Here is a 23,066-nt window from a genome sequence, read left to right as displayed (position 1 = left end):
GCCGACTGACACGCTCCTGCTCAGCTACGAAACTCGCGTGCCCTCGCGCACGCGTCCTGACCGTTCTTGGGCCGCACTCGTTCCCGCAGATAGGACGCGACGTGCTGCGCTACTACGCAGCATGAGCCCAGCCCAGATCACAACTGCCACGTAAATCGGGAAGAGAGTGTGGCTCAAAAGCGGAGAGTCGACGCGCAGGTGCGTCGCTATAGCACCGCCGAGGTAGCCGGTCAGAAGAATCGCCCCCACCAACGCGGTCCGCGGTATCAGGTAAAGGACGAGGCACACCAGCAGTATCCAGCCGACAGCCGGCATCTGCTCGATGGTCCAGCCGAGTGATTCGGACCCCTCCATTGCCGATTCGACCGCGAAGATCTTGATGGCGCTGTCGAACAACAGGAATAGGCCCACAAGCCCAGTGAGGATCCAGCCGGTGATGCGCTGCGCGCGTGTGGGTTCGGTGAACATGTCGACTCCTTGGGAGCGGTGAGTTGGGTGTCTCCCTTACTGACCGCCGCCCGCGGGGATGTTCATCGGTGGGCGCGCAGCTATCTCACGAAGCGAGGGCCGCGCGCGCCATGTTTCGCAGAATCTCGCGGGTGCGAGCTGCTGATGCCCGCGCGCTGTGCGGTGTGGAATTGATGAGTCCGAAGACTGCGTGTGCTTTGGTGCGCGCTGATACTGCGTCGAGGCTGGGGGTGAGTTCCATGAGAACTTGCACCCAGCGTTCGACATAGCGCCGCTGCAACATCCGCACTTGGTGCTGTGCCTGGGCGGGCAGGCTATGCAGGTCCCGATCCTGCACGCGGATGAGGTCGGACTGGTTCAGCGCGAAGTCCAAATGAAACTCGATGAGCCCAGCGAGGGCTTCTTCAGCGTTAGCTGCTCGGTCAGCGACCTCGGAACCGCCGTAGAAGAGGTGATCGCTTACCCCCGTCAGCAGCTCGACGAGGAGTGCCTCTTTGTTGGGGAAGTGGCGGTAGATGGCTGGTCCGCTGATACCAGCTTCTGCGCCTATATCTTCGAGGCGCACGCCGTTATACCCGCGTTCCGCGATGAGTTTTGCGGCGGCGGTGAGGAGTTGTTTGCGCCGATCAGCCTTCATCTGGCTGCGCCGGGTCGGTGCCGGTTCTTCTGCGGCTGCTTGCATCGCCACCGGTGCCACCTCGCTATTCTAGAACCATTGCCGCTTTGTCCAGGTGAATCGAGATTAACTGATTTGGGTAGCGGCTGTCAGCTGTCGATGTGCGGGTCACCTCGCCGAGGGCTACCGTCGGTAGCACAACTGTCAGGTGGGTTCCGTCCGAGGAGGCTGCGATGCGAAACGTGTTGCGGTGGCTCGCCGGTCTTTCGGAAGCGGCTCCGTTCACCCTCGCGACAGTGGTTTCGACCAGGGGTTCCGTCCCTATGCCGCCAGGAAGTTCGATGGCGATCGCGGATAGCGGCCCGATAGTGGGGGGCGTATCCGGCGGGTGTGTTGATTCCGATATCTGCGCGCGGGCGGAAGTGGTGCGTGCCACCGGTCAGGCGCAGTACGTTCGTTACCACCCTTCAGGTGATCCAGCAGCGGTTGCGCTGACGTGCGGCGGAGTGATGAGTGTGCTCATAGAACGCGTCGCCGGTGTGGAACTGGAGCGCTTCTGGCGAGCTGCCGGTGCGGTTCTGGCCGACCGTTCCGTAGCGAGGGCGGTGGCAATTCCGCATGTGGGCCGCAGCGGCGGCCGGGAGAGTGCCTGGACGATCGATGGCTTACAGTGTGGGGCCCGCCTGCCGGTGGGTTTTACTGCGGATTTCAGTGCCGACTCGGCCGCCGTGGTGGCAGGCCAGTTTGTGACGGTGATCGCGTCCCGCCCGCGCATGTTGCTCTTTGGCAGCTCGCCCTTCGTGACGGAGATGTGTGCGCTCGGAGCGTTCCTGGGGTACGCGGTTACGGTGTGTGACGCGCGACGTGCATTCCTCGATCGTTCGCGTTTTCCGGCAGCGACGGAGATTGTGGCCGCTAACCCCGGGGAATACCTGCGTGCGGAGCTGGAAGCGGGGCGTACCGATATGCGCACGGTCATCCTCGCGATGACGCATATGGAGCGATTCGATGTCGGTGTGTTGACCGCAGCTCTCCGTGCGCCGCGCGGCATCGCTTATATCGGTGCTTTGGGATCGGCAGCAACTGTTGCGGCGCGTAAGGCCGCGCTCGCCCGCAAAGGTTTCAGCAAAAGCCAGATATCTCGTGTCTCAATGCCTGCCGGGCTTGCATTAGGCGGACGGTCGCCCTCAGAGGTTTCCGTTGCCATTGCGGCGGAGATAGTCGCGGTCCGCAGCCGTCCTGCTGAGCGAGAAGTAGTGAACGTGAAAGGCGTCACCCCGGGAGATATAACGCGTACGTTTTAGGGGCGACCTGCGGGTTTCGTGCGGCGGATTCTGAGAGCGTGAATAACGGAAAGGGCCGGACGATTGTCCGGCCCTTTCGCAGGCTAAAACAGCAGCCGTGATGCGTAATTCCTGCAGCGAAATCAGGAACCGAAGTTGGCGCCGAGGTCGAGGTTGAGGCCGAGGAGTTCGCCGATGTTCACGCCACCGTCAGCACCGAGGCCGAAGTTGAACTCAGGGAGTTCGGGAGCCTGGAACTGGAACTGAACGTTGCCGCCGCCCTGCGCCTCAAGCCAGGCGTTGTAGGCAGCTTCGACGTCCGCAACGAACTGGGCCCACGCGGCCTCCGCGTTGAATTCGCCCTGAGCTCCGCCGCCGCCGGTGCCGCCCTGTGCGCCGAAGTTCGCTTCGAGCCACAGCTGCCATTCGCGCTCGACCCACGCGACAAAGGCTTCCCATTCTGCGGCCGCGTCACCTTGGGCGCCCAGCTGGAAGCCGCCGAAGCCGAGGTCACCGCCGATGTTGAAGCCGCCTTCGCCGCCACCGAGGCCGAAGAGTGCGCCGAGGTCGCCACCGATGTTGGCACTGCCGAGGTCAAGGTTCAGGCCACCCTCGCCGCCGATCGCTGGCTGCGCTGCAGCCGTGCCGGCGAACGGAACGAGCAGTGCCGCGGAAGCTACTGATGCAATTGCGAGCTTGTGGAGACGTCCCACTGTGATCCTCCTGTGAATAACGTGAGATCTGTTGTACTCAGTGTGCTGGTACTTATTAGCGGGAGGTTTGGTCTCCGGCTCTGCACACCGATATCTGGCTAATCGACGGTTGAACGGCGAACGTTACAGGGTTCTCTCAGCTAATCCTTTTACAACGCTCAGGGTGACTTAAACAGTGACTCCGTGACCCCTCTGTGATGTTTCATGCCATAACCGCAAACATTCACGTGTCAGGCTGTTAATAACTAGAGGTTGCGTATTTCCGGGGTTTCAAAACGGCATTCTGCCTGCAATTTCGCGTCGTTCGAACGATCGACGCGTGCGTCGGGCGCTACTGGGAGGTGTGGCTGCGGCGCGGCATCCACCTAGCGCCGTTGTGATCTAGGCCACCGGTTGCGGCGGGTGTGACTGGCTGTGTGACCTGGACAACGGCTGCAGCGCCAGCTACTCTCGAACTCAGTTATTCATCATTAACTCAGTTCGGAGTGTGGAGATGGCCTTCGACCGTGCAGCCAACCGTGCAGAGCATCAGCGGCTCGTCACTGAACTTCGTGAGACTCTCGCGCAAACAGCGCTCGGCGGGAGCGAGAAGGCGCGGGAACGGCACGTCGCCCGCGGCAAGCTGCTTCCCCGTGAGCGCGTCAACCGGCTGCTCGACCACGGGAGCCCCTTCCTCGAGCTCGCGCCGCTTGCGGCTAACGGCATGTACGACGACGCAGCGCCGGGCGCTGGGGTCATCAGCGGAATCGGGCGGGTCTCCGGCCGTGAATGCGTGATCGTCGCGAACGATGCCACCGTCAAGGGCGGCACGTACTACCCGATGACGGTAAAGAAGCACCTGCGCGCACAGGAGGTCGCGCTGCAGAACGAGTTGCCGTGCATCTACCTCGTTGACTCTGGCGGGGCGTTCCTGCCACAGCAGGATGACGTGTTCCCTGATCGGGAACACTTCGGCCGGATCTTCTACAACCAGGCGAATATGAGTGCACGGGGGATACCGCAAATCGCAGCGGTTATGGGTTCCTGCACCGCCGGCGGCGCTTACGTCCCGGCTATGAGCGACGAAGCTGTGATTGTCCGGAACCAGGGCACAATCTTTCTGGGCGGTCCGCCGCTCGTTAAGGCCGCTACCGGTGAGGTGGTGTCAGCGGAAGATCTTGGCGGTGGCGATCTGCACTCCAAGGTTTCCGGAGTCACAGACCACTTGGCGGAAGATGACCAGGATGCGCTGCGCATCGTACGAAACATCGTTGCGACGCTCGGTCCGCGCACTGACTCCCCGTGGGAGATCAGCCCGCCAGCCGGGCCGGAACGAGATCAAACCGACCTCTACGACGTCGTCCCCACGGATGCGCGGATCCCTTACGACGTTCGCGACGCGATTGAAGTTCTTGTCGACGGCGGCAAGTATCAGGAGTTCAAAGCTGAGTACGGCAAGACCCTGGTCACCGTGTTCGCCCGTGTCCACGGCCACCCGGTGGGCATCATCGCGAACAACGGGGTGCTCTTCAGTGAGTCTGCGCTGAAGGGCGCGCATTTCATCGAGCTTTGTGACAAACGCAAGATCCCGTTGTTGTTCTTGCAGAACATCACTGGCTTCATGGTGGGCCGGGATTATGAGGCCGGCGGTATCGCCAAGAACGGGGCGAAAATGGTGACGGCTGTTGCGTGTGCCCGCGTGCCGAAGCTCACCGTTGTGATGGGCGGTTCGTACGGCGCCGGAAATTACTCCATGTGCGGCCGGGCCTACAGCCCGCGATTCCTCTGGATGTGGCCTAATGCCCGTATCTCCGTCATGGGCGGGGAGCAAGCCGCTTCGGTGCTCGCCACTGTTCGTCGCGACCAGTTCGAGGCACAGGGCCAAGAGTGGTCCGCTGACGAAGAGGCCGATTTCAAAGCGCCTATCCGCGATCAGTACGAGCGGCAGGGCAACCCGTACTATTCGACCGCACGTCTCTGGGATGACGGCATTATTGATCCTGCCGATACCCGCACCGTCGTTGGCTTGGCGCTCAGCGCATGCGCAAACGCACCGTTGGCGCCAGTATCGTACGGAGTGTTCCGCATGTAGCACCTGAGTTTCGATGCCCCAGTTTGGGGGCACCCCTCGCCGAGGTGCAGAGGCAGGGAAGCGTGATGCGAGATGTCCGGTGCAGAAGAGTTCGTTCCTGAGACACACGATTTGGCAGAGCTTGCGGACGCTGCTGCCCAGTGCCGAGGCTGCGGGTTGTTTGAGGCGGCCACCCAAGCGGTATTCGGTGCGGGGCGTTCGTCCGCGCGCATCATGCTCATCGGAGAGCAGCCGGGCGATCAGGAAGACCGCGCCGGTGAGCCATTCGTCGGGCCCGCTGGACGGCTGCTTGAGAGTGCGCTGGAACAGGCTGGAATCAGACGGTCGGATGCCTATGTCACCAATGCCGTCAAGCATTTCAAATTCGGCATGGCGCAGCGCGGGAAGAGAAGAATCCACAAGAAGCCCAGTCGTTCAGAAGTTGTCGCATGCCGGCCCTGGCTTGTGGCCGAGTTGGTCGCGGTGCGGCCAAACCTCGTCGTGTGCCTGGGGGCCACCGCCGCGCAGTCTTTGTTTGGTGGCTCCTTTCGGCTCACCCAGCATCGGGGTGAGGTGCTGCAGCTCGACGACGAGATCCTTCTCAAAGAGCTCCGCGGCGCTGATCCGGCGATCGTCGTCACCATTCACCCGTCCGCGGTGCTGCGCGGCCCGAGCGACCATCGCGATGAGGCGCTTGAGGGTCTCGTCGCCGATCTGAAAGCCGCGCGAGCTGCGGCGGCGCAGCATTCCGTCTAGTCCGCGGTGAGTCTTCCCCATTCGGCGGCCAGCCGCACCGCCTGTCCCCAGCGTGTGAGCTCCTCGCCGCGGCGCAGACCATCGAGCTGCGGTTGCCACTCTGCTGCCTTCTTCCAGTTTCGGTGGAGGACAGCTTTGTCCGCCCAGTACCCGGACGCAAGGCCGGCGCTATACGCGGCGCCGAGTGCTACGGTTTCCGCCATCATCGGTCGTACCACTGGAATGTCGGTGAGGTCGGCGACCATCTGCATCAGTAGATTGTTCGCAGTCATTGCACCGTCAACCGCGAGGAAACGTGCTTGCGCAAGCGTGCCGGCATCTCGTGCGTCCGCATTCATCGCTTCAACGAGATCGCGGGTCTGAAACGCGGTGGCCTGCAAGACCGCGCGGGCAAGATGCTCACGGGTGACGTATGACGTCAGCCCCACCACGACTCCCTGGGCAGTGGTAACCCAGTGCGGTGCGAGCAGACCGGAGAACGCGGGGACGACATAGCAGCCGCCGCAGTCACTCACAGCTGAGGCGAGGGTTTCGATTTCGGCTGAACTGCGCAGCCCGCCTATGTTTTTCCGGAACCAGTCGACAAGCGCGCCGGCAGCAGGATTCGCACCCTCGAGGGCATAGACGGGATTTTCACCGGTGGCCGTGTACGCGACGGTGCTAATGAGTCCGCGCTGTGAACGCACCAGATCGGTCCCGGTGTTCAGCACGAGAAAGCTCCCGGTGCCAAAGGTGCACTTGGCATCCCCCGCACGCAGCGCCGTTTGGCCGATGAGTGCCGCTTGTTGATCGCCGATCACACCGCGGATCGGTATACCCGCCACCGGGGCCACGGTGCTGCCGAAATCGCCCATCGACGGGCGAATCTCTGGGAGCATCGTGCGCGGCACCCCGAAGGTGTCCAACAGCACAGGATCCCAGCACAACGTCTCAAGATTCATCAGCATGGTGCGGCTCGCGTTGGTGGCGTCGGTGATGTGAATGCCACCTTCGGGACCTCCCGTCAGGTTCCACACCAGCCAGCTGTCCATGGTCCCGAATAACGCCGTGCCGTCTTCTGCACGTGCGCGCAGCGCCGGACTGGAATCGAGGAGCCACTTCAGCCGTGGACCCGAGAAGTAATTCGCAAGCGGTGCGCCTGCGCGGTGCATGACGTCGGCGTGGTCTACGGTAGCCGCCAGTTCCGCAACCAGGTGTGACGTGCGGGTGTCCTGCCAGACAATCGCTCGGTGCAGCGGTTTGCCGGTAATGCGGTCCCAGACGACTGTGGTTTCACGCTGATTAGCGATACCGAGCGCAGCGATCTGGGCCGGGTCTATTCCGGCTTTTCGCAGCGCATCTGGAATGATGCGCGAAACGATGGCCCAGATTTCCGCCGCGTCATGTTCCACCCATCCCGGATGGGAGAAGAACTGATGGTGCTCGCGCTGAGCCATTGATACGAGTCGGCCGTGGCGATCGAAGATCATGCATCGAGTCGACGTCGTCCCCTGGTCGAGGGCAGCGACATAGCGTTCCGTCATAGGGACCGTCCGTGGCCGAATTCGTGGGAGATGTTGTGTCCGGCGTGCCGCACTTGTTCGATGAGTTCGGGACGGGGAGCGCCGCGGCTCGTGCAGATATCGTCGAGCGGGCCCTCGATGCCGATCGCAGCGATGACAGCGCCGCCTTCGTCTCTAATGGGAACGGCGATCGCCGCGGTCTCCGTGGTGAGTTCCTGCACCGCTGACGCCCAGCCGGCGTCGCGCACCCGTGCCAGTTCACGTGCCAGTTCGCCACGATCGGTGATTGTCCGAAAGGCGATCGCGGGCAACGGCCCGGCACCAAGGCCGCGTGCTGCGCGGGTATCGTGTGCCAGCAGAACCTTGCCGAGCGCGGTGGCATGCAGCGGCAGCCGACTCCCAGTCGTGCTCGTTTGAGGAGTCGAGTCGGCCCGGAAAACATGATGAACGACGAGCAGACTGCCGTCCCTGAATGCCCCGAGGCGCGTCGCCTGCCCGGTCCGCGCGGCGAGAGCGTCAGCCCAGTTCATCGCTCGTGACCGGATTTCGTTCACGTCCCACAGCACAGATTCAGGTGTCAGCGGGTCAGGTGCGAGCTGGTAGCGGCCGGTGTCGCGGTCTTGTTCGACGAACCCCACGTGGATGAGGGTCTTGAGCAGGCCGTGGGCGGTGGCTTTGGCGATACCGAGCGCACTGCATATTTGGCCTAGCGTCGCGGGTTCCCGCTCGGCAGCGAGCAGACGCAGCAGCGCTGCAGCGCGTTCGACAGACTGCACCATCCCTGGCATGCACTGAAGGCTACCGCTTGACGGCATGTCACAGTCTCGCGTTCCATTCGGCATTGTCGAACGTAATTGCGTTCGACAATGCCGAATGGCATCAGTTCTTTTCCGTGTGTGGCGTCTCTACATTGCATTTCACCGCTGAGACACGCATCACAGTCATCTAGGGAATCGAGATCATCATGGCGAATTACGTCGGCGCAGTCGATCAGGGAACGACCAGTACCAGATTCATGGTTTTTGACCACGACGGGAACGAAGTGGCGCGTCACCAGCTAGAGCACGAGCAGATCATGCCGCGGCCGGGCTGGGTCGAGCACAATCCCGTCGAGATTTGGGAACGTACCTCTGCGGTCATGCAGACCGCGCTCGGACGGGCCGGATTGTGTTACAACGACCTCGCCGCCCTGGGCATCACCAACCAGCGTGAGACAACCGTTGTCTGGAACCGGAAGACCGGCCGCCCGTATTACAACGCCATCGTGTGGCAGGACACCCGAACGGACCGCATCGCTGCCGCACTCGAACGCTCGGGCAAGGGCGACATCATCCGCCGCAAAGCGGGATTGCCGCCCGCTACCTATTTCGCCGGCGGCAAAGTGCAGTGGATTCTTGAGAACGTTGAAGGAGTCCGCGCGGCGGCGGAGCGTGGCGAAGCGCTTTTCGGCACGATCGACAGCTGGCTGGTGTGGAACCTGACTGGCGGTCCACACGGCGGCCTGCACGTCACTGATGTCACGAATGCCAGCCGGACAATGCTGATGAACCTCGAAACTCTTGAATGGGACGACGAACTCCTCGGGTTCTTTACTGTGCCCCGGTCGATGTTGCCGCAGATCCGGCCGTCATCGGCGCCCGACGCGTACGGAACCACGACCGAGCAGGGACCGCTCGCTGGCCAAGTGCCGCTCACCGCCGCGCTCGGCGATCAGCATGCAGCTATGGTCGGCCAAGTGTGCTTCGCACCCGGCGAAGCCAAGAATACCTACGGCACCGGCAACTTCCTGCTGCTCAACACCGGCACCGAACTCGTTCGCTCGGACAACGGCTTGCTCACCACGGTCTGCTACCAGTTTGGTTCGGAGGCGCCGCGCTATGCACTCGAAGGGTCGATCGCCGTCACAGGCTCGGCAGTGCAGTGGCTGCGGGACCAGCTTGGCATCATTCAGGGCGCCGCGCAGAGTGAAACGCTCGCTCGCGAAGTTGCAGACAACGGTGGCGTGTACTTCGTGCCAGCATTCTCCGGACTGTTCGCGCCTTACTGGCGTTCCGATGCGCGCGGCGCGATCGTCGGTTTGTCCCGGTTCAACAGCAACGCACACATCGCGCGGGCGACGCTTGAATCGATCTGCTACCAGAGCCGTGATGTTGCCGACGCGATGGCGAAAGATTCGGGTGTCAGCCTGGAAGTTCTCAAGGTCGACGGCGGGGTCACTGCCAACTCGCTGTGCATGCAAATTCAGGCGGACGTTCTCGGTGTTCCGGTCAGTCGTCCCGTCGTCGCAGAAACGACCGCATTGGGCGCGGCGTACGCGGCTGGCCTCGCCGTTGGGTTCTGGAAGGACACCGATGAACTGCGGCACAACTGGAACGAGCACGCCCGCTGGGAGCCCCAGTGGGACGACGGTCAGCGTGAGTCAGGGTACCGCCGCTGGCAGAAGGCGGTCGAGCGGACATTCGACTGGATTGACGTCGCCTAGAAACTCCCCTCCAAACTTCTCACCTGTGAAAGCGATGTGATCTCACATGCTCACCCCTGTTTCTCTCAGCCCGGCTAACCGCACGCAGGCACTCAAAGAGATGGCGGGCACCGAACTCGACGTCCTCGTTATTGGGGCCGGCGTCGTCGGGGCCGGTGCGGCTCTCGACGCGGCTTCACGCGGACTACGTGTGGGGCTCGTGGAGGCGCGCGACTACGCCTCCGGAACCTCAAGCCGCTCCTCAAAACTCGTGCACGGTGGTTTGCGGTATCTCAAGCAGCTCGAATTCCCGCTAGTGTTCGAGGCGCTGCGTGAACGTGCTTTGATCCTGCACACGCTGGCTCCGCACCTCGCGCGGCCTGTGCCCTTCCTGTTCCCGTTGCAGAAGAGCGTCATCGACCGCGTGTGGGCGGGTGCGGGGATCGGCGTTTACGACGTCCTCGGCGCTGGCAAAGGCGTTCCAGGCCACCACCGCCACCTCGGTCGCCGGAAAGCTCTGACGCTTTTTCCCGGCGGTAAGAAACAAGCAATCAAAGGCGGAATCCTCTTCTACGAGGGGCAACTCGATGATGCCCGCCACACCCTGATGCTCTCCCGCACCGCTGCATCATTTGGCGCACAGTGTGCGAACAGCACGCGGGTGATGGGATTCCTCCGCGACGGCGATCGGGTGGCCGGGGCGCAGGTGTGTGACCTGGAAACAGGCGACCTCATCGACATTCGCGCCCGCCACGTCGTCAACGCGGCAGGGGTGTGGACCGATGAGATCCAGGCGATGCTCGGCAACCGGGGGCAGCTGAAGGTGCACGCCTCCAAAGGCGTTCACATCGTTGTTCCGCGGGACCGGATCGACGCCGCGACGGGGCTCATCACGGAAACGGAAAAAAGTCTCCTCTTCATTATTCCGTGCCCGTGGAGCGATGACTTCTGGGTAATTGGCACCACCGACACCACTTGGAATCTCGACCTTGCCCATCCAGCTGCCACCAGCCGGGATATCGAATACATACTCGGCCAAGTCAATGCGCTGCTGGCAAAGCCGCTCACCCGCGACGATATCGTCGGCGTCTTCGCCGGGCTGCGGCCACTGCTCGCGGGGGAAGCCGACGATTCGAGCACACTCTCGCGCGAACACGCCGTCGTGAGCCCGGCACCCGGCCTGACCCTCGTGGCCGGCGGCAAGTACACGACGTACCGCGTGATGGCCAAAGACGCCATCGACGCTGCACTTCGCGACGTCGGCGGCACTTTCGAACCCTCGCGTACCGAGACGACTCCACTCGTAGGCGCCCGCGAGTACGAGGAAATGTGGTCTGCACGTGCGCGGCTCGCAGCGACTTCTGGTCTGACTGTGGGACGTCTGGAACATCTGCTGCACCGGTATGGCTCCGCGGTCACGGAAGTGCTGGAACTCATCGCCGGCGCCCCACAGCTGGCAGCGCCGCTTCCCGGCGGAGAGCGGTACCTCAAGGCAGAAATCGTCTACGCCGTCACGCACGAGGGAGCGCTCCACCTTGATGACATCCTCGCGCGGCGCACGCGCGTGTCGATCGAAACCCGCGACCGCGGAAAAGTGGCGGCGCTGGCCGCTGCCGAATTAGTCAAACCGTACCTTGGCTGGGATACGGCAGCCGTGCAGCGAGAGATCGAGCATTACCACGCACGTGTAGACGCCGAAATTGACTCGCAGCTTCAGGCTGATGACCACACTGCGGACGCGGCCCGGCTGGGTGCCCCGGACGTCCGTGCTGGTGCGCGAGCCGGCGCAAAGGTTTTGTGAAGGACGAATGTGATGGACAACCTAACGATTCCGCAGATTCTCGTATTCGAAGCGCTCGGTACTGGCTTGCTGGTGCTACTCGGCACTGGCGTCGTCGCCACCGTAGTGCTGAAACACTCCAAGGGTGCGGGCGGCGGCTGGCTCCTCATCAACCTCGGGTGGGCAATGGCAGTTTTCGCCGGTGCCTCTGTCGCCTGGAGATCGGGAGCGCACATTAATCCAGCGGTCACGATTGGCCTCGCTGTATCGGGACGGACGGACTGGAGCCTGGTGCCCTATTACATTGGTGCGCAGCTAGTCGGTGCCTTCATCGGTGCGGCGCTGTGCTGGCTCGCGTTCAAGAAGAACTTCGATGTCGAACCAGAACCCGGTAAGACTCTTGGGATCTTTTCGACGAGTCCGGTCGTCCGCAGTTACGGGTGGAACACCGTCACCGAAGTAATTGGCACGTTCGTGCTCGTGCTGTGGATTCTTCTTGCGGCTTCGGACCCTGCGGGGAACAGCCTCGGTTATGCCGCAGTGGCGTTCGTCGTTCTCGGCCTCGGTGCGAGTCTTGGCGGGCCGACTGGATACGCGATCAACCCCGCCCGAGACCTCGGCCCGAGGCTGGCCTATGCGTTGTTACCCATTCGCGGGAAGGGGAGTGCGGATTGGGCGTACTCATGGGTGCCGATAGCTGGACCGATCGCGGGCAGTTTTCTCGCTGGAGGGTTGTACGCGGGCATCGCTGGGTACCTCGTGTAGGTCTCGAGGGTGAGAACATAAGCGGGAAGGGTGCCTACAAAGGAGAAGCAATGCCGGGTGAGCGGAAGATCGAGGCGTGGCTTACAGACATGGATGGCGTGCTGGTGCACGAAGAGAAAGCGATCCCGGGTGCCAACGAGTTCATCGGCGCTCTGCGCGACAAGGGGACACCGTTTCTGCTGCTGACCAACAACTCGATCTACACTCCCCGCGACCTTCGGGCACGGCTCGCGAACTCTGGTATCGAAGTCGACGAGACATCGATCTGGACATCAGCACTTGCGACCGCGCGCTTCCTGAGTGACCAGGTAGCGAATGGGAGTGCCTTCGCTGTGGGTGAGGCGGGATTGACCACGGCACTCTACGAGGCGGGTTACACGATGACCGACAGGGACCCTGAGTACGTGGTACTAGGGGAGACGCGAACCTACTCTTTCGAGGCCATCACGAAGGCGATACGACTGATCAAAGGCGGCGCTCGCTTCATCTGTACAAACCCGGATACCACTGGCCCCAGCGCCGAAGGTCCGCTCCCCGCCACAGGGGCGGTCGCAGCACTGATCACTGCCGCCACCGGACGCGAGCCGTATTTCGTCGGCAAACCCAACCCCATGATGTTTCGGTCCGCGCTCAACCGCATCGGCGCCCATTCGGAAACAACCGCGATGGTCGGGGACCGCATGGATACCGACATCATCGCCGGAATGGAAGCTGGGCTCACGACCTTCCTGGTTCTTACCGGCTCGACCGCTCGCGGCGATGTCGGGAAGTTCCCGTTCCGCCCGAGCTATGTCGTCGATTCGGTCGCCGACCTCACCGGCCGTGTATGAACCGATACGTGGCCGCAGCACTTACGGCGCTGTTCGCAGTGGCAGTGTCGGGGTGCGCGGCCGATGAGTCACCGCACGTGCTCAGTGGCTCGCCGCGGGTAGCGGTCCAGCATGGCCAGATCACCCTCGATGGCGAGAATTGGTGGCCCACTGGAGTCAACGCCTACCAGCTCGGGACCGACTGGGACATCAATATCGGTTGTGGCGCCGAAGTTGACGCGGAGGAGTTCTTCGCTTCGCTCGCACCACGTTCGCTTACCCGATTCAATGCCTACCAGACACTGGCGATCGACCGAAATACCGGCGAGTTTAACTTCGCTGCGCTGGACGCTGTCATCGCAGCGGCGCAGAAACACGAACAGCTGGTTATTCCAGTCCTGACCGGGCAAGAGGGGGCGTGCGAGAACAACATTTTCAAACAGCGCGACTGGTATGTCTCTGGGTGGCGCAACTCGATGCAGCCCGCGGTGCCTTTTGCTGAATGGGTGGTGATGCTCGCGGAGCGCTGGGACGGTTCGTCGGCGATCGCCGCCTGGGAGCTGATAGGCGAACCCGAAACCTCAGTATGCGCGGGGTTCGATTGCACGCTTGAACTCCGCACATGTCCGGACGATTCCGCAGTGGTTCTGCGGCAGTTTGTCGACGAAGCGGGCGCCTTACTGCGCGGCGCGTCGCCCAGCCACCCCATCACACTGGGACTCGTCGGCGGCGGTCAATGCGGCACTGCCGGCGCTGATTTCGAGTACGTCAACGAATCTCCGTACGTGGACATCACCCAGTACCACGATTACGGCGCAGACGACGAAGTACTGCCCGGGGACGAATTCGACGGCCTGGCCGCGCGGATAACCCAGTCGAGGAATCTTGGTAAGCCGCTGCTCGTGGGTGAGATTGGCATACCAGCAGGCACATGTCTGCCGCTGGAGCGACGCGCTGACGCGTTCGCCAACAAGATTCGGGGCCAGCGGGAAGCGGGCACCGCTGGTGCGCTGTTATGGGCGTACGTTCCTGACCCACGCCGTGACGCGTGCACCATGGACATTGGCCCGGACGGTCCCGTGTGGGACATGCTCGAATCGCTGTGGTGAGGTGTGCTATTCGACCTCGGGTGACACCCGGTACAGCCGCCACGGGGGTTGCTGGAAGCCGTCGTTGGGAACCTCGAGTTCGAGGGTGGCGATTTGTGCACCGTTCTCGTACAGCGTCGGGTAGCGGCGATTCAGCGCGTCCGTTGCGCCGCGGCCGTCGTTGGGTACAGCGAGGAGGTAGCGCACGCCGTGCGAGACTGGATCGTTGAGGATCGTCACGAAATCACCGTCTGAGGGGATGACGAACTGGCGCGGGCGGCTGGACGCCACTACCACCGCGAAACCGTACACGGTGTCGGTGAGCACCGATCCGTCGGGCAAGTCCTGGGCGTCGAGGTAGTCCGCGAGCCGGCGTTCGGTGCTGAATGAGCGGGCGATCGCGTCCGCATCCACCTGGGCCTGCGCTGTGGCGCCGACCGGCACCGGAAGGATTGAGATCAACCCAAATTGCTGACTGGAAAGCGTTGGGTGCAGCATGCCCGCCGCGGTGATTGGCAGGCTTGCGGCGAGCGCGGCCACACCCCACAGCCGTGCACCACCGAAACGGGGTGTTGGGGAAACGACAGCCGGGGTTGCGGGAAACTCTCCGGGCCGCCGTGCTTCCGGAACGACAGTTCGCCGCCACAAGTGGAGTGCAAGCAGGGCAGCGAGTGGCACCGCGCAGATGTAAAACCGGAGGAAGGGAAATGTCATGCCGTTCGAGTAGGCGAATGTCTGGAACGCCAGGACGGAGCCGCAGAGGGCGAGCGGAAGCGCAACGTCGAGTTCACGGCGCCGGATCGCCAGCGCGATCGAAACCGGGAGCAGCGCGGGTAGCGCCGCGCTGAGGAGCACGATCTCGGTGACGGAAAACATGAGGCCTTCGACTGGATCGATATCCACTACGCCGGCGGCTTCTAGGATGGCCGTGTTACCGTACTGCGAGCTGAACTGCGCGAACGCCTCACCCGTCAGTATCCAGCTAGCTCCCGCCCACAGGACTAAGGCGACGATGAATGGAAGCGCGAGGATCACGATGTCGAGAACCGCGCCGCGAACGCGCCAGCCTGAGCTTCCCCGGCGCACACAAATCACGCTCATGATTCCGACGGCCGCCCCGACCACCACGATCGCGTCGTAACGCGTCAAATATGCACCGGCGAGTGCGATTCCGGCTACGACTAGGTCGTCGACGTCATCGGTGTAGAGCCACCGCAGCAGGCGCCGGGTCGCCCACAGTACGAAGAAGAGGAACGGGGCCTCGCTCATTCCGTTCGCGCCGTAGAAAACAATCATGGGGTTGAGGGCTACAAGCACGGCGACCGCGAAACACACCCCGCGCGGAACGCCACGGTCGGTCGCTATTCCCCAGATTTGCGCGACCGCGGCGCCCATGAACACCGCGGAGATGATGACGCCCGAGAGCCCCCACCGAGTGATTTCGGGGACTAGGGGAGAGAGCGCTACGAGGGGAAGCTGCAGCAGCGCCGTCAGCGGAGTGAAAATAAACCCGAGCGCGGCGAGATGAGGATCCCGGCTGTAGAGCACTGATTCCACGGAGGACACCCGCGCGAGCGCGTCACCCATCAGATATCCGTAGCGCAGGCTGAGTGCCCCGCCGATGGCCAGATAGGCGAGCGATGCTGAAAGCCACACGAGCGTTAGCGGGCGCGTCAGTGTTTTCACGGGCCCGTCCCTGCGCCCGGCAGGCCGTGTGCGGTTTTCTCCCAGAACGAGGGGTTGCGAAACAGCTGCCAGCACCCTTTGATCGACGCGATACTCATCATGACCCAATACAGCGGCACAGTGAGGACGGGGATCAAAAGCTCGCTCTGGCGGTTCTCGCGGATACTGATGAGCCCCATGTAGATGGTTGCCGCATTGCCGAACACGAGGGAGACAACGGCCGGGTAATAGACGTAAGACGGGAAGAGCTCCCCAACCTGCGTTGGCTGCCCGAGCAGCCAGCTGAGCGTCATCAGCCAGAAAACCGAGTTCAGCGCAGCGATCGTGGGGGTGCCCGCGAGGAAAATCGTCATGCGTATCGTCGCTACGGTGCCCAGGCTCCGCCAGGTCGCAAGCGGCCGTCGCATGTGCACCAGCCAGGACTGCAGATATCCCTTGTACCAGCGTGACCGCTGCCGTATCCAGTTGATTGCGTCGCTGTTGGCCTCTTCCATCGTGACCGAATCAAGTACTGCGGTGCGGTAGCCGGCGATTGCAAGGCGAACGCCGAGATCAGCGTCTTCGGTGACGTTGAATGCGTCCCATGCCCCGAGCTGCTCCAACGCCTCGCGCTTTAGGTGGTTTGACGTGCCGCCGAGCGGAATGGGAGACCGGCTCTGCATCAGGCCGGGCAGCAGGAAACTGAACCATAGGCCGTACTCGGCTGTGAACCAGCCCGTGAGCACGTTCTGGGTGCCGTTGTGAAAGCTGAGTTTTGCTTGAATGCAGGCCACGTCATCGCCGAGTTTCCGGAACGCCGCAACGGCCCGCCGCAGCTGCAACGGTTCGGGGTGGTCCTCAGCGTCATAGATGGTGACGAGCTCACCAGTAGCGAAATGTAGGCCGTAGTTGCATGCCTTCGGTTTGGTTCTTGGCTCGGCTGGCGGAACTTCGATGATCGTGACGGTCTCGCTGAGGTGCGCTTCGCGCGCGGCTCGAATGGTCTCCGCATCATCTGCTTCGAGCAGCAACAGCACTTGCAATTTCTCTCGCGGATAATCGAGGCCGCCAACTGCGCTGAGCAGGAGAGCGACAACTTCCGGCTCTTTATATGCCGGAACCAGAATCGTATACGCGGGCAGGTCCTCGGCCGGCAGTGCGAGCGCTTCCTCGTCGGAGATCTGGAGGATGGCGTCACCGCGCAGCCCCCGGCTGAAAATCAGGATGCGATCGGTGATGGTGACAACGTATCCGAAGGTACAGAAGGCGACCGCGACAGTAAGGGCCGGAAGTGGCCACAGCGCAAGCAAGACGATTGCGACGGCAGCCAGCCCGATGAGTGCATTCCGCTGCCACGGGACGAATGCCTTCTGTGCGGACGCGAGGGGGTCGAGCCGGCTGAGCCCGTGAATCGCATGGTCAAGGAGCGCGTCTTGGTCGCGAGGTGCGCTCATGGCTCCTCCCCGAACTGTGCTGCGACGATCTGTCGTCCGGCCGTCGTGACAAGCCCAGCATCCTTGAACTCGGGTGTGATGTCGGCGATCGCGGTATTGCCGCGAAAGAGTACTTCGATCAGCGTTCGCATGTTGGATGCCATGGACGGCTGAGGTTCCGGAAACATGGCGTCCGGTTCAGGGTTATCCACCGCGATGATGACTACCCGTTGTGCTTCGTCGCCGCGCTGCCAAGAGAAAACAAGCATGGTCTCGGTCAGATAGGCGGTTTCGTCGATAAGTGTGGACAGCGTACCGATGACGCCGTGGCCGAGGCTCACTATGCGGGGTTCACTGCGCCGCGCCTTGTGCATGTCATAAAGGGTCGCGTCGGGGTAGACATCGAGCTGGGCTGGATGCGGATCTGTGAAGGTATCGATCACGATGGTGCGCGCAGTGTGCGGTGGTTCGACACTCTGTCCTGACAGGAATCCCAGCACCCCTGGTTCCGCCAGCACCGAATCCGCGAAAGCACCCACCGCCTCGTTCGAGGGTTGCGCAGAAAGGTATTGGCGGGTCAGCGTCGCGGTCGGCCCGAAGTAGCGCCGCACCCACGGATAGTCTGTGCGAGCTGTCTCGAACCATCCAGCGGGCACCTCGAGCGCGGGACTTCCAGTCAGCGGCGGGCCAGCGGCCACGATGGCTGGTGACCGTTCGGGCAGTGAGACAAGGCCAACGAGTACTCCGGCCACTATGCAGGTGACTGCCGTCCGCCACGTCACGCTCGGTACCAGGGCCGGCCCCCTGGTATAGCGGTTAGCTCCCTGTCGGCGGCGATGCGCTCGGACAAGGAGAATGGTGGCGACAGATGCCGTGACTGATGGGACCGCCTGGCTCACGATAAGTGGTGCACCTGGCGCGAGCCACGACAATAGGAGGACCGTGAATCCTCCAAGCACGACGACTGTCGCACCGATAACAGCTGCTTCGCGCACGGTGAGTGCGAAGGCTATCGTGACAGCCGCCGCAGAAAACAAAGTGACGACAACGCCTGCAGACCAGCTTGTGCCCCCGAAGATCACGACTAGCGACCGGTAGGTGAGTGGCCCGCACGCGAGGAGCAGGGCCCACGCGGGCCAGAACCGGCCGAATGGGCGTAACCCGAACATCAAGGCCGTGCAGCCGGCCAGGAACACGCCGGCGGCGAGGACATCGAGGTGGAGGACCTGGTACTGCTCCGAGTACCGCGGTACGACGAGCGCTTTGATGAGGATCGAGATGACGAGGGCGAGGACGCCGGTGATGGCATCTGCCTGCTTGTCGAAGATCTGCAGTTGTCGATGTGGCTTGCGGGCAAGGCCGGCGGCGGCGACAACGGCCAGTACGATCACGATCCCGTAGTAGCCTACGGCGGCGCCCGCGCGGGCCTCGGCGATGACGTTCGCCCACGTCTGCCAAAACGCCACCACGGTGGCGGTCAGGATAATCGCCCAGCGCCACACGTAACTCCGAGCCATCGTGTCAGCCCTCGGGCCGGTGCTGTGGTTTCGCAGTGCCGCGGCGGCGCAATCCGATCACTGCAGCCGTCACGATGCCTGCCGCGAGCGCCACAAGCGCCCCGGTGACCACCAGGCGCATCGTCGTTTCTGTATCACCATCAGCAGCCGTAGCCTCCGTGGCACCAATGGACAAGACCTGCGGTTCACCCTGGGGGAGTTGGACCACGACATTGCCGTTCAGCCCCGCCCATCGCGCGGGATCGTCATCGAGCCAGGTGATGAGCGTATCGAGGAGGGTGTTGTCGCCGGAAGCTACGAGCGCGAGAGCGTTCCCGTTCTGGGCCACTTGCAGCGCCCCATAGGGTGGTGCTTCGCCGGTACCGAGGTCGAGGGTAACGACCCCGTCCGCGGATTCGGCGAGAAACGCGGTGCCGCTCGTCTCAAGGGGCAGTGGCAGCGGTACGGCAGTGTTCTCGTCCACGATCAGGATCGAGGGCAGCCCAGTCTGTACACCAGCCGTCGTTATCTCTGTGTGGAAAGGAGTCGCTGATTGGCGCTGCAGGCCGGTCACGATGGAGATGAGCCGGTCGGCGTTCCCGAAACTCAGTTCCGGCAGGGCCGCGTGAACAGTCGGGATGAACGCCTGCGGCAGGGAATCGAAGATGGGCGGTGGCGGAGTCGCCTCGTCGAATTCGATGGTGGACGCTGAATCGATCGTCAGTGTGACGGGTTGCTGCCGTCCGCACGCCAGTGATTCGCCAGCAATCTCTGCCGTCATCGTGAGTGTGCTGAATCGAGTCAGCAAGGACCGCGGGATCGTTATCTGTTCGTCAATCCGGCCGTCGGCGGTCATGGGCCAGGAGCCGACCTCGCGATCTCCGATGCGCGCGGTGATCCGCCCGTTCATGACGGTCGGCAGCGGCGTATATGCGCCTTTCACACCGACGCGTGCCTCGGCAGCATCAAAGCCAATGCGTGTCTGATCGAGTGGGATAGAAACGGCAACACGTCCAACACCGGTTGCGGTGAGCCCCGATAGGCCAAGTTCCGACAAAGTCGTTGCGCGGGGCGCGATGCGTGGCACAGTGACGTCACCGCTGATCGCGAGGCTGGTTCCGGTGGCCAGCGCGAGCAGGTTGTTCGATAGCAGCCGTGCTTGATTCGCGAGTTCTGGCCCGCTTCCGGCCACTCGAAGCGTCGCGACCTGATTGTCGAGTGGGAGCAACTCGAGTTCTGTTTCGGCAGCCTCTGTAACGATCACGCGCCGGCTGAGAAGCTCAATCGGCAAATCGGGTATGTCTCGGCGGTCTGCCAGCGGCTGAACGTCGACGCGAACGTTGTGAGCACGGTAGCGGTGCGTCACCGCGGCTGCGATCGCTATCGCGGCGCTCACCTCGGATTCACTCGGCTCAGCAGGCAGTGCGATCGTGAGTTGCCTCAGCGCGGGTGGCAGGAACTCGCTGATACCGGGGGGCTGTGCCTCGTCTCCGCTATAACGCACGATGATGTCGCGCAGCGTCGCGGTCGGCCGGTCCCAAAAAGTGAAGCACTCCGTCTCAGCAGGCACAACCGTGGTCCGGAGTTCGACCGTCGCCTCTCCGTTACCAAGCTCCGCGCCGGAAAGAGGAAGAACGACCGGGGTGAGGATTTCTGGTGGTGCGTCGTCCGCGGGTGCCGGCGCGCTGAACTCGGTGCGACTGAGTAACCGGCCCGCGCTGTGCACGTCGATCCAGCCGCCAGCGGCATCGGGGGGAGTCTCGACGCGCGCGAGCATGGCCTCCGGCGCCGTCCCCGGAGGAACCGCGAGCGTGAGCGTCGAGGTATCTCGATCACCGAAGAACGTAATGGCGTCACCGAGGCCGAGATCTTGCGAAGTGATGTCAACCTCGGCGCTGGCGGCCGGGGCACCGACGAGCGTGGTAACGGCCATGGCAAGGGCAACCGGGCCGACTGCCCATGCTCTGCGCCATGAGCGGGGTGAACACTGCTGCACGGGCGTTCCCTTTCCGGAGCCGACTGCCGTGCATGATCTTAGTAAAGCTGGCGTGACACTGTGCAACAAAGGCGAGTGGCTAATTATGCGGGGGTTTTCTCGGTAGTGATCTGGACAACTCAGTGAATCGCGATTAACCTAAAATGAGTGATTCGGAGTTAACTCAGTTCGGAGTGTGGCATGGGCGAATCGGCTCTCTTCAGCACCATCCTCGTTGCCAACCGCGGCGAGATCGCGGTACGCGTGATGCGCACGCTGCGTGCGCTCGGCATTCGATCCGTCGCCGTGTACAGCGACGCGGACTGCGATGCCCGCCACGTGCGCGAGGCGGATACCGCAGTGCACATTGGCCCGGCGCCCGCGCGCGAGAGCTACCTCAGTATCGACAAGATCATCGGAGCCGCCAAAGCTACGGGCGCGCAGGCTATTCACCCTGGCTATGGATTCCTGTCAGAAAACACCGCATTCGCGGCAGCTTGTGCGGAGCATGGCATCGCGTTTCTCGGGCCGTCTGCTCGCGCTATCGAGGTGATGGGAGACAAGATCACCGCCAAGAACGCGGTGGTCGAGTTCGGGGTGCCGGTGGTGCCGGGTATCGCCAAGCCAGGGCTGACCGATGACGAACTCATCGCCGCGGCAGCAGACGTTGGTTACCCGGTCCTCGTCAAGCCGTCCGCCGGTGGCGGAGGAAAGGGCATGCGCCGAGTCGAGGATCCGAAGGACTTGCCGGATGCGTTGCGTTCTGCGCGCAGAGAAGCCGCCTCTGCTTTCGGCGACGACACGCTGTTCCTGGAACGCTTCGTCACACGTCCGCGGCACATCGAGGTGCAGGTGCTCGCAGACACGCATGGGCATATCATCCACCTCGGTGAGCGTGAGTGTTCACTGCAGCGCCGGCACCAGAAAGTCATAGAAGAAGCCCCGTCTCCGCTGCTCGACGAAAAAACGCGTGCGCGCATCGGTGAAGCCGCATGCAACACGGCACGCAGCGTTGACTACACCGGCGCGGGAACAGTCGAGTTCATTGTGTCTGCGGACAAGCCAGACGAGTTCTTCTTCATGGAGATGAACACGCGACTTCAGGTCGAGCACCCCGTCACCGAAATGGTAACGGGCGTGGACCTCGTCGAGTGGCAGGTGCGCATCGCCGCGGGCGCGGAACTCACTCTGAAGCAGGATGACATCACGCTCACCGGCCACGCGGTGGAAGCGCGCGTCTACGCCGAAGACCCAGCCCGGGGTTTCCTTCCCACCGGCGGGAAGGTACTGGGCCTGAACGAGCCAAGCAGCGTCCGCGTGGATTCGGGACTGCGCGTGGGCACTGTCGTCGGCAGTGACTACGACCCGATGCTGTCCAAAGTCATCGCGTACGGGCCCGACCGGGAGACCGCGCTGCACCGGCTTGACCAAGCACTCGCAACGACCGCTGTGCTCGGTGTAGGCACCAATATCGAATTCTTGCGCTTTCTCCTCGCTGACATAGACGTTCAGGCCGGACGCCTCGATACCGCGCTGCTCGATCGCCGCTTACCTGATTTTGCTGCTGAGCCGGCGCCGGACCTCGCCTTCGTTGCGGCCGCGGCAGCGCGCTGGCTGCGCCACTGGCCGGAGCGGCCAGGAAGCTTATGGGACGTGCCGTCGGGCTGGCGGGCTGGGGCGGCTGCGCCATACCGTGTCCGGCTGACGGCCGGTGATCGAACCGAGGTTGTGAAACTTACTGGCACACCAGAATTCGGTGTTGCTGTAATCGGAGACGGCGACCCCATCAGTATCTCCGCGGAGACTGAGGGTGATCTGCTGCTCCTTACGGCAGCTGGGCGCCGGCACAAACTGCATGTCGCTGAAGACCACCATCATCTGTGGTTCGCCAACGGTGAAGGCGCCTGGTCGCTGCAGGTGGTTCGCGAAGCCAGCGTGCGTCAGCACGAAGCGCATCGCGGGGACGCGGAAATTCTCAGCCCCATGCCGGGAACAGTCATCGCGATCCATGTCGCGTCCGGCGATGACGTTGCTGCCGGTACCCCCGTCGTGGTCGTCGAGGCGATGAAGATGGAACACACCCTCACCTCTCCCGTCGACGGCAAAGTTGTCATCCACTCCGCACCCGGCGATCAAGTGTCAGTCGATCAGCTTCTCGCCAGTGTCACCGCGTCCGAGACGCCTTCCGAATAAGGAGCATTCGAGA

18 protein-coding genes are annotated in these 23,066 nt (G+C 62.9%); 9 read left to right on the top strand and 9 right to left on the bottom strand.

The genetic code is table 11. From position 1 onward, the window contains the following. Positions 1 to 24: 24 nt before the first annotated feature. Positions 25 to 468: a DoxX family protein gene (locus ONR57_RS10095; RefSeq protein ID WP_265123183.1), complete on the bottom strand. Its 444-nt coding sequence runs from the start codon at positions 466 to 468 to the stop codon at positions 25 to 27. An 85-nt stretch (positions 469 to 553) separates the two neighbouring features. Continuing rightward, positions 554 to 1,150 carry a TetR/AcrR family transcriptional regulator gene (locus ONR57_RS10090; RefSeq protein ID WP_265123378.1) on the bottom strand — a complete coding sequence of 199 codons (597 nt, stop codon included), beginning with the start codon at positions 1,148 to 1,150 and terminating at the stop codon, positions 554 to 556. 167 nt (positions 1,151 to 1,317) lie between these two features. On the opposite strand from ONR57_RS10090, the gene ONR57_RS10085 reads away from it, so the two are divergent. Beyond that, positions 1,318 to 2,388, top strand: a complete 1,071-nt coding sequence (locus tag ONR57_RS10085) for an XdhC family protein (RefSeq protein WP_265123181.1) — start codon at positions 1,318 to 1,320, stop codon at positions 2,386 to 2,388. A gap of 122 nt (positions 2,389 to 2,510) precedes the next feature. Here ONR57_RS10085 and ONR57_RS10080 read toward each other — a convergent pair whose 3' ends face one another. Continuing rightward, a complete protein-coding gene (locus tag ONR57_RS10080; RefSeq protein WP_265123180.1) occupies positions 2,511 to 3,080 on the bottom strand; it encodes a hypothetical protein in 570 nt (189 codons plus the stop codon). A 493-nt stretch (positions 3,081 to 3,573) separates the two neighbouring features. On the opposite strand from ONR57_RS10080, the gene ONR57_RS10075 reads away from it, so the two are divergent. Continuing rightward, the gene (locus ONR57_RS10075) at positions 3,574 to 5,151 is read left to right on the top strand and encodes a carboxyl transferase domain-containing protein (protein ID WP_265123179.1); all 1,578 of its coding nucleotides are present in this window, start codon (positions 3,574 to 3,576) and stop codon (positions 5,149 to 5,151) included. Between the two features lie 72 nt (positions 5,152 to 5,223). After that, positions 5,224 to 5,886: a UdgX family uracil-DNA binding protein gene (locus ONR57_RS10070; RefSeq protein ID WP_265123177.1), complete on the top strand. Its 663-nt coding sequence runs from the start codon at positions 5,224 to 5,226 to the stop codon at positions 5,884 to 5,886. Here ONR57_RS10070 and glpK (ONR57_RS10065) read toward each other — a convergent pair. Both glpK (ONR57_RS10065) and ONR57_RS10060 read right to left on the bottom strand, forming a co-directional pair. Next, a complete protein-coding gene (gene glpK / locus ONR57_RS10065; protein ID WP_265123176.1) occupies positions 5,883 to 7,409 on the bottom strand; it encodes a glycerol kinase GlpK in 1,527 nt (508 codons plus the stop codon). The two genes, ONR57_RS10070 and glpK (ONR57_RS10065), sit on opposite strands and share 4 nt — an antisense overlap. Further along, positions 7,406 to 8,176, bottom strand: coding sequence for an IclR family transcriptional regulator (locus ONR57_RS10060; RefSeq protein WP_265123175.1), 771 nt, complete (start codon positions 8,174 to 8,176; stop codon positions 7,406 to 7,408). The genes glpK (ONR57_RS10065) and ONR57_RS10060 overlap by 4 nt, the downstream gene beginning before the upstream one ends. A 176-nt stretch (positions 8,177 to 8,352) precedes the next feature. Here ONR57_RS10060 and glpK (ONR57_RS10055) point away from each other — a divergent pair, with 176 nt between their 5' ends. Genes glpK (ONR57_RS10055) through ONR57_RS10035 form a run of 5 tightly spaced genes read left to right on the top strand, consistent with a single transcriptional unit; the run spans position 8,353 to position 14,312 of the window. Beyond that, on the top strand, positions 8,353 to 9,870 hold the full coding sequence (gene glpK, locus ONR57_RS10055; protein ID WP_265123174.1) for a glycerol kinase GlpK: 1,518 nt from the start codon (positions 8,353 to 8,355) through the stop codon (positions 9,868 to 9,870). A gap of 46 nt (positions 9,871 to 9,916) precedes the next feature. After that, a complete protein-coding gene (locus ONR57_RS10050; protein ID WP_265123173.1) occupies positions 9,917 to 11,650 on the top strand; it encodes a glycerol-3-phosphate dehydrogenase/oxidase in 1,734 nt (577 codons plus the stop codon). A gap of 12 nt (positions 11,651 to 11,662) precedes the next feature. Next, on the top strand, positions 11,663 to 12,394 hold the full coding sequence (locus tag ONR57_RS10045) for an MIP/aquaporin family protein (protein WP_265123171.1): 732 nt from the start codon (positions 11,663 to 11,665) through the stop codon (positions 12,392 to 12,394). A gap of 50 nt (positions 12,395 to 12,444) precedes the next feature. After that, complete coding sequence (locus ONR57_RS10040) at positions 12,445 to 13,224, top strand: HAD-IIA family hydrolase (protein WP_265123170.1); 780 nt, start codon at positions 12,445 to 12,447, stop codon at positions 13,222 to 13,224. Positions 13,225 to 13,232: 8 nt separating this feature from the next. Beyond that, the gene (locus ONR57_RS10035; protein ID WP_265123169.1) at positions 13,233 to 14,312 is read left to right on the top strand and encodes a cellulase family glycosylhydrolase; all 1,080 of its coding nucleotides are present in this window, start codon (positions 13,233 to 13,235) and stop codon (positions 14,310 to 14,312) included. Positions 14,313 to 14,318: 6 nt separating this feature from the next. On the opposite strand, the gene ONR57_RS10030 is transcribed toward ONR57_RS10035, so the two are convergent. Genes ONR57_RS10030 through ONR57_RS10015 form a run of 4 tightly spaced genes read right to left on the bottom strand, consistent with a single transcriptional unit; the run spans position 14,319 to position 20,881 of the window. Then, positions 14,319 to 15,977, bottom strand: coding sequence for a glycosyltransferase family 39 protein (locus tag ONR57_RS10030; protein ID WP_265123167.1), 1,659 nt, complete (start codon positions 15,975 to 15,977; stop codon positions 14,319 to 14,321). Then, positions 15,974 to 17,410: a glycosyltransferase gene (locus ONR57_RS10025; protein WP_265123166.1), complete on the bottom strand. Its 1,437-nt coding sequence runs from the start codon at positions 17,408 to 17,410 to the stop codon at positions 15,974 to 15,976. The genes ONR57_RS10030 and ONR57_RS10025 overlap by 4 nt, the downstream gene beginning before the upstream one ends. Beyond that, positions 17,407 to 18,906: a hypothetical protein gene (locus ONR57_RS10020; RefSeq protein WP_265123165.1), complete on the bottom strand. Its 1,500-nt coding sequence runs from the start codon at positions 18,904 to 18,906 to the stop codon at positions 17,407 to 17,409. The genes ONR57_RS10025 and ONR57_RS10020 overlap by 4 nt, the downstream gene beginning before the upstream one ends. 4 nt (positions 18,907 to 18,910) lie before the next feature. Then, positions 18,911 to 20,881, bottom strand: a complete 1,971-nt coding sequence (locus ONR57_RS10015) for a cellulose biosynthesis cyclic di-GMP-binding regulatory protein BcsB (protein WP_265123164.1) — start codon at positions 20,879 to 20,881, stop codon at positions 18,911 to 18,913. A 180-nt stretch (positions 20,882 to 21,061) separates the two neighbouring features. Here ONR57_RS10015 and ONR57_RS10010 point away from each other — a divergent pair, with 180 nt between their 5' ends. Further along, on the top strand, positions 21,062 to 23,053 hold the full coding sequence (locus tag ONR57_RS10010; RefSeq protein WP_265123162.1) for an acetyl/propionyl/methylcrotonyl-CoA carboxylase subunit alpha: 1,992 nt from the start codon (positions 21,062 to 21,064) through the stop codon (positions 23,051 to 23,053). Positions 23,054 to 23,066 lie beyond the last annotated feature (13 nt).

It is taken from the genome of Hoyosella sp. YIM 151337 (genome assembly GCF_026041215.1).
In the GTDB taxonomy this organism is placed as follows: domain Bacteria; phylum Actinomycetota; class Actinomycetes; order Mycobacteriales; family Mycobacteriaceae; genus Hoyosella.
The sequence above is the reverse complement of the archived record's forward strand: the minus strand, read 5'-3'. Positions and strand labels throughout refer to the sequence as shown.

Bases quoted from the DNA above. Each gene is read 5' to 3' on its own strand.
- glpK (WP_265123176.1), bottom strand. From the start codon at position 7,409: ATGACGGAACGCTATGTCGCTGCCCTCGACCAGGGGACGACGTCGACT.
- ONR57_RS10020 (WP_265123165.1), bottom strand. From the start codon at position 18,906: ATGGCTCGGAGTTACGTGTGGCGCTGGGCGATTATCCTGACCGCCACC.
- ONR57_RS10045 (WP_265123171.1), top strand. From the start codon at position 11,663: ATGGACAACCTAACGATTCCGCAGATTCTCGTATTCGAAGCGCTCGGT.
- ONR57_RS10010 (WP_265123162.1), top strand. From the start codon at position 21,062: ATGGGCGAATCGGCTCTCTTCAGCACCATCCTCGTTGCCAACCGCGGC.
- glpK (WP_265123174.1), top strand. From the start codon at position 8,353: ATGGCGAATTACGTCGGCGCAGTCGATCAGGGAACGACCAGTACCAGA.
- ONR57_RS10070 (WP_265123177.1), top strand. From the start codon at position 5,224: ATGTCCGGTGCAGAAGAGTTCGTTCCTGAGACACACGATTTGGCAGAG.
- ONR57_RS10025 (WP_265123166.1), bottom strand. From the start codon at position 17,410: ATGAGCGCACCTCGCGACCAAGACGCGCTCCTTGACCATGCGATTCAC.
- ONR57_RS10040 (WP_265123170.1), top strand. From the start codon at position 12,445: ATGCCGGGTGAGCGGAAGATCGAGGCGTGGCTTACAGACATGGATGGC.
- ONR57_RS10090 (WP_265123378.1), bottom strand. From the start codon at position 1,150: ATGCAAGCAGCCGCAGAAGAACCGGCACCGACCCGGCGCAGCCAGATG.
- ONR57_RS10075 (WP_265123179.1), top strand. From the start codon at position 3,574: ATGGCCTTCGACCGTGCAGCCAACCGTGCAGAGCATCAGCGGCTCGTC.
- ONR57_RS10085 (WP_265123181.1), top strand. From the start codon at position 1,318: ATGCGAAACGTGTTGCGGTGGCTCGCCGGTCTTTCGGAAGCGGCTCCG.
- ONR57_RS10060 (WP_265123175.1), bottom strand. From the start codon at position 8,176: ATGCCAGGGATGGTGCAGTCTGTCGAACGCGCTGCAGCGCTGCTGCGT.
- ONR57_RS10095 (WP_265123183.1), bottom strand. From the start codon at position 468: ATGTTCACCGAACCCACACGCGCGCAGCGCATCACCGGCTGGATCCTC.
- ONR57_RS10050 (WP_265123173.1), top strand. From the start codon at position 9,917: ATGCTCACCCCTGTTTCTCTCAGCCCGGCTAACCGCACGCAGGCACTC.